A 15,354-nucleotide genomic window follows, 5' to 3' on the forward strand; every position below is an offset into this window, starting at 1 on the left:
TCAGTCCTCGTCGACCCAGTCGAAAGTGCGCGTGACGGCCTTGCGCCAGCGGGCCAGTCGGCGCTCACACTCGGTCTCGTCGATCTGCGGCGTCCATCGCTCGTCCTCGTGCCACATGGCGCGGAGGTCGTCGAGGTCGGCCCAGACACCGACAGCGAGCCCCGCCGCATATGCCGCACCGAGGGCGGTCGTCTCGATGATGGCCGGACGGATGACGGGGACGCCGAGCACATCTGCCTGGAACTGCATCAATGCCGAATTGCCGACCATCCCGCCGTCGACTCGGAGTTCCTCCAGGGGCACGTTCGTGTCGGCGCCGACGGCATCCAGCACCTCACGCGTCTGGAACGCGACCGCTTCGAGAGCGGCGCGTGCGATGTGACCCTTGTTCGCAAACCGGGTGAGGCCGAGGATCGCGCCACGCGCGTCGGGTCGCCAGTACGGCGCGAACAGCCCGGAGAACGCCGGGACGATGTACACGCCGCCGTTGTCCTCCACGCTCAGCGCGAGTTCTTCCACCTCCGGTGAGTCCTTGATGATGCCGAGGTTGTCGCGCAGCCACTGGACAAGCGATCCCGTCACGGCGATCGATCCTTCCAACGCGTACTTCGGCGCGTCGTCACCCAGACGATAGGCGACTGTGGTGATCAGACCGTTCTCACTGTCCACGATCTCGTCGCCGGTGTTCACGATCAGGAAGTTGCCCGTGCCATAGGTGTTCTTCGACTCGCCGCGCTCGAACGCGACCTGGCCGAACGTAGCGGCCTGCTGGTCTCCGAGGATTCCCGCGATGGGAATGCCGTCGAGCGAGGTACCGACTGCCTCGCCGTACACCTCCGACGAGGAGAGGATCGTCGGCAGCATCGCGCGAGGGACACCGAAGGCCTTCAGCAGGTCTTCGTCCCAGTCGAGCGTGCGCAGATCCATCAGCAGCGTGCGGCTGGCGTTGGTGACGTCGGTGGCGTGCACGCCGCCGTCGCGTCCGCCCGTGAGGTTCCAGAGAACCCAGGTGTCCGGCGTGCCGAAGAGCAGCTCGCCTTTCTCCGCACGTTCGCGGGCCCCGTCGACGTTGTCGAGGATCCAGGCGATCTTGGAAGCCGAGAAGTAGGTGGCCAGCGGCAAGCCGGTGGTCTCGGCGAATCGGCGGACACCGCCCTCCGCTGCCAGCGCGTCGATGAGCGCCTGCGTGCGTGTGTCCTGCCAGACGATCGCGTTGTAGACCGGCTCTCCGGTCGCTCGATCCCACACCACGACCGTCTCGCGCTGGTTCGTTATGCCGATCGCCGCGACATCGGATGCCGTGACACCCGCATTGTGCACTGCGGAGTCGATCACAGCCTGCGTGTTCGACCAGATCTCGGTCGCGTCATGCTCGACCCAACCCGCCTGCGGGAAGATCTGCTCATGCTCACGCTGGCCGGTGGCGACTATCGCCCCTTTGTCGTCGAACACGATCGCTCGAGTGCTCGTGGTGCCCTGGTCTATGGCGACGATGTGCATAGGTGTTCTCTCCAGCCGATGACGGCGTTGTCTGCTCTGCGATCCAGCCTAGAAGAAGTTGGTTGCCTGACTCACCCGACCTGCACGAACGTGCAGCAGGCTCGTCTCATGAGTCGACGAGCTGCTCGGCGAGATGCTCGTCCAGAACGAGGTCGGTGATCAGACGCGTGGCGATCGCGCCTCGCAGGCTCGGCAGTTTCTGCACGCCGGCGACGACGCATATGCGTCTGGACGCCCTCGACAACACCGAGAACGAAGGTCCGGTCGCTCGGTTGTTCAACTCGATGTCCTTCCAGCTGCCGTCGGAGCGGTAGAACACCGTGGCGATGTCGCCGACCACCTTCTCCTCCCGCAGGCTGCGATAGTCACCGCGGTCGAGATAACCGCCGATGTAGACGCGGCTCGGCACCTCCGCGAAGGGGGATCCGAGTCCGAACAGGATGACATCGGCTCGAGCCTGCAGATCGAGCACCCGCCGCGTGCTGCGCTCGCGCCACATCGCCTCCTTGGTGCGCGGGTCATCGAAGAATGCGGGGACGGGGAACTGCTGGATGCCGGCACCGAACGCCTGTCCGAAACGATGCAGGATCTCGCTGGCGTAGTCGACGCCGCTCGTGAACGTGTTGCCCGCGCCGTTGAGCTGCACCACTGTCGAGTTGTGGGTCTCCTTCTTCGGCAGATGCCTGCTGATGGCGTCAAGAGTGGAACCCCAAGCGATGCCGAGCGTCATGTTCGAATCGAAGTAGAGCGGGAGAAGGCGTGCGGCGCTCATCGCCACCCGTTCGAAACGCTCGACGTCGGAGAGGTTCTTCGACGTCGGGACGACGTGTGCGGCGATGCCGTATCGCGCACGGATGGCCTCCTCCAGGCGCAGCTCCTGCCCTTGAGGCTGGTGGATCTGGATCTCCACCAGTCCGGTGTCGCGTGCGTGGCTGAGCAGGCGCGACACGGAGGAGCGTGAGGTCGCGAGTTCTCGTGCGATCGCATCCATCGTCATGTCCTGGAGGTAGTACATCTGCGCCGCGCGCAAAGCGGTCGCTGCCCGGGGATCACTGAGGGGCGGATTGCTCATCGACACTCCTTGCACGTTCGTGCATCTCGCTTGCGCAGTTGTGCTGCGGGACTCAGGATATACCGTGTAGGCCCAGCAAGGAGAGACGATGAGCACTGCCAGCACTGCACCAGCCGAGCGATCGAGTGTGCGCGTCGCACGTGAAAGTGGCCGCACCGGCGTCGTGATCATCGGTGCAGGAATCAACGGCATCTCGACATTCCGCGACCTCGCCATGCAGGGCGTCGACGTGCTCCTCGTCGAACGAGAGGATTTCGCATCCGGCGCGACTGCCGCCTCCAGCCACATGATCCACGGCGGCATCCGCTACCTCGAGAACGGCGAGTTCCGCCTCGTCAAGGAATCGGTGCAGGAGCGCAACGGTCTCCTGAAGATCGCACCGCACTACGTCAAGCCGCTCGAGACCACCATCCCGATCTACTCGACGTTCTCCGGCGTCTTCGCAGCGCCACTTCGCTTCCTCACGCACAAGCAGGGCAAACCGCAGGAACGCGGCGCGTTTCTCATCAAGATCGGGCTGACGCTCTACGACACGTTCTCCCGCGACGGCGGCAGCGTCCCCCGTCACCGTTTCCTCGGCCGGAAGAAGTCTCTCGCGCAGCTTCCGAAGCTCGACGGCAGGATCAAGTACACCGCGACCTACTACGACGCCTCCGTCCACGATCCTGAACGTCTCGCACTCGACGTGCTGCGCGACGGCGAAGCCGCTCACGCGGGTGCACAGGCGATCAACTACGTGGAGGCCATCGGACTGGACGACGAGGGCGTTCGGCTCCGTGATCGCGAGACCGGTGCCGAGTTCCACGTCGCGGCCGATGTCGTCGTGAACGCCTCAGGGCCGTGGACCGACCTCACGAACACGGCCCTCGGCACGCAGACGGCGTTCATGGGAGGCACCAAGGGCTCGCACATCGTGCTCGACAATCCGGAGCTTCTCGACGCCACCGGCGGACGAGAGATCTTCTTCGAGCACTCCGATGGCCGCATCGTGCTCATCTATCCGCTCAAGGACCGCGTGCTCGTCGGCACCACAGACCTCGACGCCGACCCGCGAGAGCCCGCCCGCTGCACGGAGGAGGAAGTCGACTACTTCTTCGACCTGATCGGTCACGTGTTCCCGACCATCTCGGTCGACCGAGCTCAGATCGTCTATCGATACTCCGGCATCCGTCCGCTGCCGCACCATGACGACACCGCTCCCGGCTTCGTGTCGCGCGACTACCGGATCGAGCGCCGCAAGGATGAGGGGCGTCCGCCGGTGTTCAGCCTCGTCGGCGGCAAATGGACGACGTTCCGCGCTCTCGGCGCCAACCTCGCCGATCACGTGCTCGAGGATCTGGGACGACAGCGCGTGGCCAGCACGGTCGGCGTCCGAATCGGCGGCGGGAACGGTTACCCCCGCACGCCGCGGCGCCGGATCGAGTGGCTTCGTCAGAACGTCGGCGACACCGATCGCGGCCGCACGCTCTTCGTCCGCTACGGCACGCGGGCCGCAGATGTCGCGGCCTTCATCGCGGAAGGGGATGACGCGCAGGTGGTCGGCGATTCACTGTCCACCCGCGAGCTCGCCTGGATGGTCGAGCACGAGCAGGTGCGCCACGTCTCGGATGTCGTCTTCCGCCGCACAAGCCTCGCCTTCACGGGGGACGCCGGTGCGGACGTCATCCGAGCCGTCGCCGAGGCTCTCGCTCCGTTGATGGGATGGAACGCGGCGCGGATCGAGTCCGAGATCGCAGACACGGCCACACAGCTTCGCGAGGCGCACGGTGTGGATGTCGCAGCCGGAATCGTTCCCGCGGGTCGTTGAGCGGCGCGTCCTACCGCGCGTCGTTGAGAGAGCTCAGTTCTTTCCGAACAGCTTCTGGATCTCTGCGAGCTCTGCTTCGGTCGGCGTCTTCTGACCGCCGAGCCCGAATCCGGAGCCCGTCGCCGGACCGGTGGGCAGGCCCGCATTCTCAGCGGCCCGCTTCGCCGGGTTCCCCGAGCGCGAAGCCCCCTTCGACTTGCCCTTCTTGCCGCGCTTCGACGACGCGCCGGGGCGCCCCATGCCCGGCATCGCCCCCATCCCGGGAATGTTCGGTGTACCGCCGCGCGCGACGGTCTTCATCATCTTCGCGGCCTGTTCGAAGCGCTGCACGAGCTGGTTGACATCGGTCACGGTCATGCCGGACCCCTTGGCGATGCGCAGGCGGCGGGAACCGTTGAGAACCTTCGGGTTGTGGCGCTCCCCCGGGGTCATCGAGCGGATGATCGCCTCTGTACGATCGATCTCCCGCTCGTCGAAGTCTTCGAGCTGCTGCTTCATCTGCCCCATGCCCGGGAGCATCCCGAGCATCTTCTTCATGGAGCCCATCTTCTTCATCTGCTGAAGCTGGTCGAGGAAGTCCTCGAGCGTGAAGGCCTCGTTCGCGAGCTTCTCAGCGACCTTCTGCGCCTCTTCCTCGTCGAAGGCCTGCTGCGCCTGCTCGATGAGCGTGAGGATGTCGCCGAGGTCGAGGATGCGGCTCGCCATGCGGTCGGGGTAGAACGGTTCGAGGTCGTCGAGACCTTCTCCGGTGGACGCGAAGATGATCGGGCGGCCGGTGACAGACGCGACTGAAAGCGCCGCGCCACCTCGGGCATCACCGTCGAGCTTGGAGAGGACGACGCCGGTGAAGTCGACGCCTTCCTGGAAGGCCTTCGCCGTGTTGACGGCATCCTGACCGATCATGGCGTCGATGACGAACAAGACCTCATCGGGGTCGACGGCCTTGCGGATGTCGCCCGCCTGCTTCATCAGCTCGGCGTCGACGCCGAGGCGGCCGGCGGTGTCGATGATGACGACGTCGTGCTGCTGGCGGCGGGCGTGCTCCACGCCATCTCGCGACACCTTGACCGGGTCGCCGACGCCGTTACCCGGTTCGGGGGCGTAGACCGTGGCACCGGCCTGCTCGGCGACGACCTGCAGCTGATTCACCGCGTTCGGGCGCTGCAGGTCGGCGGCCACCAGGAGCGGTGTGTGTCCGTCCTTCTCCAGCTGCTTCGCCAGCTTTCCGGCGAATGTCGTCTTACCCGACCCCTGGAGCCCTGCGAGCATGATCACGGTCGGTGGGGTCTTTGCGAACTCGAGACGTCGCTGCTCACCGCCGAGGATCTGCACGAGCTCCTCGTTGACGATCTGCACGACCTGCTGGGCGGGGTTCAACGCTTTGCTGACCTCGTCGCCGAGCGCGCGCTCGCGCACCTTCGCGGTGAAGTCCTTGACGACGACGAGCGCGACGTCGGCATCCAGCAGTGCACGACGGATCTCGCGCACAGTGCCGTCGACATCGGCGGCGGTGAGCTTTCCCTTCGTGCGAAGGTTGCGGAAGGTCTCGGTGAGCCGATCGGAGAGCGTGCCAAAGGTAGCCATGGTGCTCTTGATTCTACGCGAGCGGAGCCTTGATGCTGAGCGTCGCACGGAGCTGTTCTCTGGCACGCTGGTAGCGTCCGCGTGCTGTGGATGCAGGGATGCCGAGAAGCTCGGCTGCATCTGTCAGGCTCAGACGCTCCCAGTGCACCAGTCGCACGAGTTCGGCGAGGTCGGGTTCCAGTCGATCGATGGCATCGCGCACATCGACTCCGGCATCGGCCGACGGCGCAGTCGCATCGTCACGGACCTGTGATCGGATGCGGTCAGCCAGTGCCCAGCGGCGGCGTTCGCCTCGGGCGTGATTCTGCAACGTGCCGCGAGCGATGCCGAACAACCACATGCGTGCCCGCTCAGGATCCTCGGGCAGCTCGCGCACTCGTCGCCAGGCGACCACCATGGTCTCACCGAGAAGGTCAGGGGCGTCGTCGGAGTCGGTGCGTCGTGCGAGGTACGCCAGCAGGTCGGATGCGGATGCCTCGAATGCGCGCGCGAGCGGCTCTTCCCGACGATTCACTGGTCGAGTTCCGGGCAGTAGCCGTGACCTTCAAGGGAGGCGATCTCATCGGCGTAACCGAGTCGCTCTGATTCCGCCATCACCTTGTCATCGATCGACTGCGACAACGCAGCCTGGTACTCGAGATCGGCATCATAGTAGGGCGTGCCGTATCCGGCGGGCACCTGAGATCCGTCCTCGAGTTGCATCTTGTGCTCGCCCGCACGGCTGTCCGCGATGTAGTCGTTCACATCAGCAAGCGCCGCCCCTGCGACATCTGTCCCGTTGAACCACTCCCGTAGATCCTGCTCGATCTCCTCGCGCCGGTCACGATCTTTCCGATCGACGATCTGGACGTTGCCGAAGCGAACTTCGCACGCCGCCCCGCTCGGGAGTTCGTAGGTGTACGCGCCTACCGGATCCTGCGCCCAAGGCGCCCAATCGAAGTAGTCCGCGGCGGTCGCGACGCCGGCGCCTCCGGCCATGAGGAGCGCGAGCACACCAGTGATGGCTGCCGCACGCTTCGCTCGCGGCGCGACACGCACCTCTCTGCGGGCATCTGCGACCATCGCACGTACGTCGCGCTTGTCAAGGGTCGGTGCCGGCGCAGAAGCATCCAACAGGTCATCCAGAGCGTCCCTCGTCATGAGTTCCTCCTCGTCGGGGGTGGGTTCACTCATGACGTGTCCGGCAATGATGGTTTCGTCCGCGCGGCGTCAGATCTTCCAGGGAAGGTCGTGGATGCTCACCAACGCCTCCTGGAACAGCGCGTCAGGAGATCCATGCCCTGCGCCTCTCTCGGCCCAGACGCGCAAGGACGACAGTACCGCGGCGGCGTAGGCGGCTCCGAGGATGTCGGCACGGATAGCGCCGATACCGCTGCGGCACGCAGCCTCCGCGATCCCCGCGGCCAGACGCGCGTGGCGCAGACCCGTGTCGCGAACCAGTTCCTGTTCGAGCCCCATGGCTGTCGCGTTGCGCAGCGCGAGCGCCAACGGGTCGGGTGCGAAGTCGCGCACGACCGCTGAGAGGATGCCGCGGACGGCGACTGCATCAGCATCCGTCTCGAGCCCGCCCAATGCATCGAGCGCTGCGTCGATCCTGGCGTCGAGGCCCGACCAGAGGACATCGCTCTTCGAGGCGAAGTAGTTGAAGAAGCTGGAACGACTCACGCCCGCACGCTGCGTGATGTCGGCCACCGACGTCGCGTCGTAGCCCTGCTCGAGGAACAACTCGCACGCGGCCTCGGCGAGCACCTCGCGCGAAGACGCGCGAGGGCGTCCTGGGCGCGACTCGATCACCATCCACTTACCGTACCGCGCGCACGTTCACGACCGAGAAGGCGTATTGTTGCACGGCATCCAACAATAGGCGAAAGGCGAGCATGCTCGACATCCTCACGGCCGGTCTCGCACCGACATACGTCCCCTATCTCAACGGCTGGGATCTGCAGCGCCGCATCCATCGCGAAGTCGTCGACGGCACTCGTCCAGACACCTTGATACTGCTCGAGCACGAGGCGGTCTACACCGCGGGCAAGCGCACTGAGCCGCAGGAGCGCCCGCAGGACGGTACCCCGGTGGTCGATGTCGACCGCGGGGGGAAGATCACCTGGCATGGTCCGGGTCAGCTCGTCGGTTATCCGATCGTCCGGCTTCCCGAACCCATGGACGTCGTCGCGCACGTGCGTCGGCTGGAGCGCATCCTCATCGAGGTCCTCACCCCGCTCGGCGTCGACGGATACCAGGTCGACGGGCGCAGCGGCGTGTGGGTACGTCGTCCGCTCTCCGAAGACAAGGTCGCGGCGATCGGAGTACGCGTGCAGCAGGGTGTGACGATGCACGGGTTCGCGATCAACTGCGACAACTCTCTCGCGGGATTCCGCGGGATCATCCCCTGCGGTATCACGGATGCCGGTGTCACGACCGTCAGCGAGGTCGTGGGCGTCGACACCTCACCGGGCGACATCGTCGACCAGGTCCGTCGGGCCTTCGCAGCCGAGTACGCGGAGGTCGCAGCATGAGCGCCGCAGCGCCCGAGGGACGCAAGCTCCTCCGACTCGAGGTCCGCAACGCGGAGACACCGATCGAACGCAAGCCCGAGTGGATCAAGACGAAGGCGAAGATGGGGCCCGAGTACACGGCGCTGCACTCGCTCGTCAAGGACGAAGGTCTGCACACCGTGTGCCAGGAAGCCGGCTGCCCGAACATCTTCGAGTGCTGGGAGGACCGGGAGGCGACCTTCCTCATCGGCGGCTCGCAGTGCACGAGGCGATGCGACTTCTGCCAGATCGACACCGGGAAACCCGCTGACTACGACACGGACGAACCGCGCCGCGTCGCCGAGAGCGTCACCCGCATGGGGCTGCGCTATGCGACGGTCACGAGCGTCGCCAGGGACGATCTGGCCGACACAGGGGCGTGGCTCAATGCTGAGACGGTCCGGCAGATCCACGCCCAGAACCCGAACACCGGAGTGGAGCTCCTCGCGAACGACCACAACGGGGATCGGGCATATCTCGGCCAGATATTCGACGCACGGCCGGAGGTCTTCGCCCACAATGTCGAGACGGTACCGCGCATCTTCAAGCGCATCCGCCCCGCATTCCGCTACGAACGCTCCCTGGGAGTGCTCGCTCAGGCGCGGAACGCCGGTCTCATCACGAAGTCGAACCTGATCCTGGGCATGGGTGAGGAGCCGGAAGAGGTCGTGCAGGCCCTGCAGGACCTGCACGACGCAGGCTGCGACATCATCACCATCACGCAGTATCTTCGTCCGACGCCGCGGCACCTGCCGGTCTCCCGTTGGGTGAAGCCCGCTGAGTTCGTGGCGTTCAAGGAAGAAGCCGAGAAGATCGGATTCCTCGGGGTTCTCGCAGGCCCTCTGGTGCGATCCTCGTATCGAGCCGGCCGTCTGTGGGCGCAGTCGATGCTGTCGAAGGGCCGCGTGATCCCCGCACACCTGTCACACATCGCCGACAGTGCCGACCTCGGCTTCGCGCAGGCGGTATGACACCCGGTGCGAGATGAGGGCTGGGACTAGTCGCCGCTCATGACGGACTGCACGGCGCCGTCCGATGAGAGATTCACCAGCAGCACGTCGTCTGTGTTGTCGGGGTCGAGTGCGTACTCGAGCACAGCGAACGGCTCCGAGCCGCCGTGCTCGTCCGCGAGGATCGTCATGCTCATCAGACGCATCGAGCGGATGATGTCGACAGCCGGATCTGCGCTGACGTCGACGAGCACGTCCTCGAGTTCGTCGCCGTAGGCCTCCTGCTGCTGCAGGATGTACTCGGTCACCTCGCTGGCGCGATCATCGACCTCGGCGAGCATGCCGCGCCGCGCCGCGCCGTCCACTTCTTCCAACCCGGAGATGAGAGCGGCGGCGATGTCGAGCGCGTCTGCAGAGACGTCGTCCTGATCTGGCGCGGTGAGGTCGACCGTCACCGCCTGGTCGCCCAGTTCCACCGTCTCGGACCAGAAGATCGATCCGTCCGGCCCTGAGGACAGGAGCCCGAAGTAGTCGTGTTCGATCGCCATAACGCTATGAAACCAGTCCGATCACTGACCGACAAGGGATGCCACGAAGACGTGCGGCGTGAACCCGGTGAGGTCGTCGATTCCCTCACCTTGACCGAGCAGTTTGACAGGGATGCCGGTGCGCTCCTGCACGGCGAGCACGAAGCCGCCCTTCGCCGAGCCGTCGAGCTTCGTGAGCACGAGTCCGGTGACACCGGCGTGTTCGAGGAAGGCCTCGGCCTGCATGACGCCGTTCTGACCCGTCGTCGCGTCGAGCACCAGCAGGACCTCGCTGATGGGCGCCTGCTTCTCGATCACGCGGCGGATCTTCGACAGCTCGTCCATGAGCCCGCCCTTGGTGTGCAGGCGTCCGGCGGTGTCGATGATCGCGATCTCGATGCCTTCTCGCTGCGCGTACTCGATGGTCTGATACGCGACGGACGCCGGATCCTGGCCTTCCTGCTGCGGTCGGACGATCGCCGCTCCCCCGCGATGAGCCCAGGTCGCGAGCTGGTCCACGGCTGCTGCCCGGAAGGTGTCGGCTGCGCCGACGACCACACTGCGCTGGTAGCCACGGAGGAACTTCGTGAACTTGCCGATGGTGGTCGTCTTGCCGACGCCGTTCACGCCGACGACGAGCACCACGGCTGGGCGCTCGGTGAGCTTGAGGGTCGTGTCGAACTTCGCGAAATGCTCTTCGAGGGTCTCACGCAGCATGCGCTGCAGATCCCGTGGATCGGTGGTGCGATAGCGTGCGACCTTCTCGCGCAGCTCATCGACGATCCGCTCAGAGATGTCGGGACCGAAGTCGGCAGTGATCAGTGCGGTCTCCAGGTCTTCCCACGTCGTCTCATCGATCGTGGGCTTGACGAACATGCCGCGCAATGCGCGACCGAGGGACCAGGACTTCTCCGCCATGCGTCCAGCCTACGGTGCCGGTAGCATCGCGGGATGCAGGAGCTCCCAGCCATGCGCCGAGTGTTCATCCATGGTACCGGCCGGAGCGGCCAGGATGCCTGGCCCCGTTCAGACGGCACGAACGCGGACTTCGTCAGTTTCGAACCGGGCTCGACCATTCCGGAACAGGTCGCGACGCTGACCGCTGCATACTCCGCCACGCGAGTCCTCTTTCACGCCCACTCGCTCGGCGCTGTGCCGGCCGTGCTCGCCGCAGCCTCCGATCGAGTCGATGTCGCAGGTCTGGTACTCGTCGAACCGGCCCTGTACGACATCGCGCGTGGTGAGGCTCCGATCGAGAGGCACATCGCGACGGTGACCGAGGCGCGAGCTCAAGCGGGGATCGGCGACCTTCAGGGTTTCTGGGCGATCTTCCGTCCTCTCATGTTCGATGCACCATTCGCTGCAGACCGGTGGAATGCCGAGCGCGCGACTGCTCAGAGATGGGCCGCGAGCAACGTGCCGTGGGGGCATGCGGTCCGCGTCCACATGATGACCGGCATCCCGACTCTCGTCGTCACCGGAGGTTGGAACGACGAGTACGAGATCATCGCTCGCAAGCTGACCCGGTACGGCGCTCGACACGTCGTGCTGGACGGCGCCGGCCACCGGCCGCAGGATCTACCGGGCTTCTTGCCTGCGGCCCACGCTTTCATGCTCAGACTGAGCAATTGACCCCGCTACCCGCCTGGCCCCGCTGGAAAACGGAGACCATCTGGCGTGTCGTCGGCGAGCCGCACTGAGACACGCCGCCGACACGCCAGCTCGTCCGGGTTCTCCCACGCCGGCAACGATCGACAGACGCGGCCAGACTCAGCTCGCAGCAGCGGCCCGGTCGCCCACCCGCTGGCCGACCACCGCCGAGACGCCGTCCTGACGCATCGACACGCCGTACAGCGCATCTGCGATCTCCATGGTGCGCTTCTGGTGGGTGATGACCAGCAGCTGCGAGCTCTCGCGCAGTTGCTCGAACACCGTCAGAAGTCGGCCGAGGTTCGCGTCATCGAGCGCCGCCTCCACCTCGTCGAGAATGTAGAACGGACTCGGCCTGGCCTTGAAGATGGCGACCAGGAGCGCGACGGCGGCGAGAGAGCGCTCACCACCGGACAACAGCGACAGCCGCTCGATCTTCTTGCCGACCGGCCGCACCGACACCTCGATACCTGTGGTGAGCATGTTCTCGGGATCGGTGAGCGAGATGCTGCCCGATCCACCGGGGAACAGCAGCGGAAACACCTCGCCGAACGCGCGCTGGGTGTCCTCGAACGCACTGGCGAAGATCGTCTGCATCCGTTCGTCGAGGTCCGCGATGATCGTGAGCAGGTCCTGCCGCGTCTGGGTGAGATCGGCGAGCTGCTCCGTCAAGAACGCGTGCCGCTGCTCGAGCGCGGCGAACTCCTCCAGAGCGAGCGGGTTGACGCGGCCCAACTGCGCGAGCTTGCGCTCCGAATCGGCAAGGCGGCGCTCCTGCATACGCCGGTCGTATGGGATGGCAGTCGGGTCGATGTCGTCGATCGCGTCAGGATCGACCTCGGCGAGCGGATCGCGTGGAACCGGTTGGTCAGGACCATATTCCGCAACGAGAATATCTTCGTCGAGAGCCAGCTCGGATGCCACGCGCTCCAGAAGGCTCGTGAGGTGCAGCTTCTTCTCGTGGATCTGCAATTCGAGTCCGTGCACGCTCTCCGTGAGTCCGGCCAGGCGTTCGCGCAGCGAGCTCTCCTGCACTCTGAGCGCAGTGAGCTCCTCGTTCTGCGCTGATCTGGCGTTCTCCGCTTCCGTGAGACTGACGCGAGCTTCCGTGACGGAGCGGTCCAGCGAATCGAGGATTCGCGGAAGCTCGTCGGCGACAGCCGCCGCCGCTTCACGCTGCGCACGTCGGATCACGGCACGGCGAGCAGCCTCGGCCGCGGCATCCCGTTCCTGCTCGCGCTGACGCTCCAGGCTTGCGACGCGGGCCTGTGCTGCACGCACGCGCTCTCGCAGCGTCTCGATCTCCAAGCGCGCGCGGACCTCGCCCTCGCGGGCACTCTCCAGCGCTTCGAGCAAGCCGTCTCGCGCCGACGCATCGAGCACCGGTCGAGGTGTCGCCTCAGCCTGTTCCAGAGCTGCCGTGGCTGCGGCGGATGCCGACTCCGCATCCGCCACCGCTGCCTGAGCCTGTGCGACGCCGGCCTCGAGCCGCTCGCACTCGGCCACGGCTGACTCATGCCGCACAGTGACGCGGTTCAGCTGCTCGGCGTGCGTCGCCAGCGCAGCATCGTGCTCGCGCAGTGCGCGCAGGGATTCCCTGGCGTGACGGCGGGTCACCTCCACACGCTCCGACGCGTCTTCACGGGCTTCGCGCAACGAATCCACGATCACGCGCACTTCATCGAGACGTTCCTGCGCGGCATCGCGCTCAGCCGTGAGCTCGAGTCTGGATCGCTCACCGCCCGACCCGGTTCGCAAAGTCTGCGCTGTGACCACGTCGCCGCCGGTCGTGACGATCGTCACCGCCGTGTCGCCGAGTGCATCCAGGGCAGCACGTCCACGGTGAGCGGCAGCGAGATCGTCCGCGACGAGCACGTGCGAAAGCACGCCGAGCACGCCGTCCGGGGCTGTGACGACTTCGATCGCCGGTGTCACGCCTTCGATCGAGGGAAGCTCATAGGGCGAACGCAGAGCGTCGGCCAGCACGAAATCGATGATGCCCCGCTGCTGCCGGGCCGATTCCTCAGCCAGCGCGAAGGCCGCAGCGGCGTCGTCCACCAGCACGCCTTCAGCGAGCGGTCCGAGCACGGCGGCTATCGCGGCCTCGTAGCCGGCCGTCACCTGCACGGCATCGCCGACGAGGCCACGGACGCCGGCACCGCCGGCCTTCACGACCTCTGCGGCGCCGCCGGACAGCGACAGCGCGCTGCTCAGCGCCGATGCCTTCGCCGTCAACGACTCCGCCTCGCGCTCCGCGGTGTGCAGCCGTTCCCGCAAACCTTCGAGATCGGTCTCGGCGGCGGTCGCCTCTCGCTGCGCGCTCTCATACGCGGCCGCGTGCTCGGCTGCTGTACCCTCCGGCGCCTCCGCATCGTCGATCTGCTCCAGCGCGTCGGCCGCTTCGCGGCGGCGCTGGTTTGCCGCCTCCAGCGCGGTCTCCTGACGCAGCACAGCGGCTCGGACGGCCGCGAGTGCGGACGCCGCAGCCTCTGCGGTGCCGCGCAAGGCGGTCAACCGCATGTCGTGCTGCGAGACCAGCGCGCTCTGCTCGGCGATGTCGACGTCGAGAGTGTCGAGCTCGGCGCGCGCGTCGACGACCTCCCGGCTGGCAGAAACCGCAGCATCCTGAGCGTCGCCGAGCCCGGCGGAGATCTGAGTGATGTCGTCCTTGGCCTCGTCGATCGTCGCCTGCGTCACCGTCACCGAGGTGACGGCCGCGTCGTCCTCCTCTGAGCCGAGCAGTGCGAGCCGCTGGTTCGCGAGCGTGTATAGCGAGCGCATGCGCTCCTGCGCCTGCTCGAGACCGAATGTCACACGGCGAGCCTCGTCCACGCCGGCCGAGTTCTGATCCGCTTCGAGCCTCGCGATTCCGGCGCGCACAGTATCGGCCTGATCCGTCAGCACCAACCGTTCGGTGTGCCGCTCCTGCTCGGTGCGGGTGTGGTCGGCAAGGGCCGTCCTGAGGGCGACGACGTCATCGGCGAAGATGCGCGCCTTGGCATCGCGCACGACGGCCGCGATGGTCTGCGCCTCGCGCGCGATCTCGGCCTGCCTGCCGAGCGGCTTGAGTTGACGTCGTATCTCGCCGGCGAGGTCACTGAGACGTGTGAGGTTGGTCTCCATGGCGTCGAGCTTGCGGAGGGTCTTCTCCTTGCGGCGACGATGCTTGAGGATGCCGGCGGCCTCTTCGATGAATCCGCGGCGATCCTCGGGCGAAGCCTGCAGCACGGTGTCGAGGCGCCCCTGCCCGACGATCACGTGCATCTCGCGGCCGAGTCCGGAGTCGCTGAGCAGCTCCTGCACGTCGAGCAGACGACAGCTGGATCCATTGATCGCATACTCGCTGGAGCCGTTGCGGAACAGTGTGCGGCTGATCGTGACCTCGGCGAACTCGATCGGCAGAGCACCGTCACTGTTGTCGATGGTCAACTGCACCTCAGCGCGACCGAGCGGCCCACGTGTGGACGTCCCGGCGAAGATGACGTCTTCCATTTTGCCGCCACGCAGCGTCTTCGCACCCTGCTCCCCCATCACCCACGCGAGTCCGTCGACGACGTTCGACTTGCCTGAGCCGTTCGGGCCGACGATGCACGTGACGCCGGGTTCGAAGACGAAGCTCGTGGGCTGGGCGAACGACTTGAAGCCCTTGAGGGTCAGGCTCTTCAAATGCATGCGGGCACCGCTCGTCCGGGGAGAATCACGGCTCAACGCTACCGAAATGACGGCGAGA

13 protein-coding genes are annotated in these 15,354 nt (G+C 66.2%); 4 read left to right on the top strand and 9 right to left on the bottom strand.

All coding sequences use genetic code 11. The features are described from left to right. On the bottom strand, nucleotides 1-1,500 hold the full coding sequence (glpK, locus tag ACP7AR_RS04925) for a glycerol kinase GlpK (protein WP_426183352.1): 1,500 nt from the start codon (nucleotides 1,498-1,500) through the stop codon (nucleotides 1-3). Between the two features lie 106 nt (nucleotides 1,501-1,606). Beyond that, a complete protein-coding gene (locus ACP7AR_RS04930; protein WP_426183354.1) occupies nucleotides 1,607-2,572 on the bottom strand; it encodes a sugar-binding transcriptional regulator in 966 nt (321 codons plus the stop codon). Nucleotides 2,573-2,660: 88 nt separating this feature from the next. On the opposite strand from ACP7AR_RS04930, the gene ACP7AR_RS04935 reads away from it, so the two are divergent. Continuing rightward, nucleotides 2,661-4,379 carry an FAD-dependent oxidoreductase gene (locus ACP7AR_RS04935; RefSeq protein ID WP_426183356.1) on the top strand — a complete coding sequence of 573 codons (1,719 nt, stop codon included), beginning with the start codon at nucleotides 2,661-2,663 and terminating at the stop codon, nucleotides 4,377-4,379. Between the two features lie 33 nt (nucleotides 4,380-4,412). Here ACP7AR_RS04935 and ffh read toward each other — a convergent pair whose 3' ends face one another. From ffh to ACP7AR_RS04955, 4 genes are all read right to left on the bottom strand, one after another. Further along, nucleotides 4,413-5,963: a signal recognition particle protein gene (gene ffh, locus ACP7AR_RS04940; RefSeq protein ID WP_426183358.1), complete on the bottom strand. Its 1,551-nt coding sequence runs from the start codon at nucleotides 5,961-5,963 to the stop codon at nucleotides 4,413-4,415. A gap of 13 nt (nucleotides 5,964-5,976) precedes the next feature. After that, the gene (locus ACP7AR_RS04945; RefSeq protein ID WP_426183360.1) at nucleotides 5,977-6,477 is read right to left on the bottom strand and encodes an RNA polymerase sigma factor; all 501 of its coding nucleotides are present in this window, start codon (nucleotides 6,475-6,477) and stop codon (nucleotides 5,977-5,979) included. After that, a complete protein-coding gene (locus tag ACP7AR_RS04950; RefSeq protein ID WP_426183362.1) occupies nucleotides 6,474-7,103 on the bottom strand; it encodes a hypothetical protein in 630 nt (209 codons plus the stop codon). Before ACP7AR_RS04950 ends, ACP7AR_RS04945 begins: the two co-directional genes overlap by 4 nt. Nucleotides 7,104-7,172: 69 nt before the next feature. After that, the gene (locus ACP7AR_RS04955) at nucleotides 7,173-7,760 is read right to left on the bottom strand and encodes a TetR/AcrR family transcriptional regulator (protein WP_426183364.1); all 588 of its coding nucleotides are present in this window, start codon (nucleotides 7,758-7,760) and stop codon (nucleotides 7,173-7,175) included. Here ACP7AR_RS04955 and lipB point away from each other — a divergent pair. Continuing rightward, nucleotides 7,739-8,479: a lipoyl(octanoyl) transferase LipB gene (lipB, locus tag ACP7AR_RS04960; protein ID WP_426187639.1), complete on the top strand. Its 741-nt coding sequence runs from the start codon at nucleotides 7,739-7,741 to the stop codon at nucleotides 8,477-8,479. The genes ACP7AR_RS04955 and lipB overlap by 22 nt on opposite strands. Beyond that, the gene (gene lipA, locus ACP7AR_RS04965) at nucleotides 8,476-9,468 is read left to right on the top strand and encodes a lipoyl synthase (protein ID WP_426183366.1); all 993 of its coding nucleotides are present in this window, start codon (nucleotides 8,476-8,478) and stop codon (nucleotides 9,466-9,468) included. Before lipB ends, lipA begins: the two co-directional genes overlap by 4 nt. Before the next feature lie 26 nt (nucleotides 9,469-9,494). Here lipA and ACP7AR_RS04970 read toward each other — a convergent pair whose 3' ends face one another. Both ACP7AR_RS04970 and ftsY read right to left on the bottom strand, forming a co-directional pair. After that, complete coding sequence (locus ACP7AR_RS04970) at nucleotides 9,495-9,995, bottom strand: DUF2004 domain-containing protein (protein WP_426183368.1); 501 nt, start codon at nucleotides 9,993-9,995, stop codon at nucleotides 9,495-9,497. Between the two features lie 21 nt (nucleotides 9,996-10,016). Beyond that, nucleotides 10,017-10,892 carry a signal recognition particle-docking protein FtsY gene (gene ftsY / locus ACP7AR_RS04975; RefSeq protein WP_426183370.1) on the bottom strand — a complete coding sequence of 292 codons (876 nt, stop codon included), beginning with the start codon at nucleotides 10,890-10,892 and terminating at the stop codon, nucleotides 10,017-10,019. Between the two features lie 33 nt (nucleotides 10,893-10,925). Between ftsY and ACP7AR_RS04980 the strand changes: the two genes are divergently transcribed. Next, nucleotides 10,926-11,606 carry an alpha/beta fold hydrolase gene (locus tag ACP7AR_RS04980; RefSeq protein WP_426183372.1) on the top strand — a complete coding sequence of 227 codons (681 nt, stop codon included), beginning with the start codon at nucleotides 10,926-10,928 and terminating at the stop codon, nucleotides 11,604-11,606. Nucleotides 11,607-11,744: 138 nt separating this feature from the next. Here the strand turns inward: ACP7AR_RS04980 and smc are convergent, their stop codons facing one another. Then, nucleotides 11,745-15,296, bottom strand: coding sequence for a chromosome segregation protein SMC (gene smc / locus ACP7AR_RS04985; protein WP_426183374.1), 3,552 nt, complete (start codon nucleotides 15,294-15,296; stop codon nucleotides 11,745-11,747). Between the last annotated feature and the right edge of the window lie 58 nt (nucleotides 15,297-15,354).

This window comes from Microbacterium sp. TWP3-1-2b2 (genome assembly GCF_049896145.1).
Classification (GTDB): domain Bacteria; phylum Actinomycetota; class Actinomycetes; order Actinomycetales; family Microbacteriaceae; genus Microbacterium.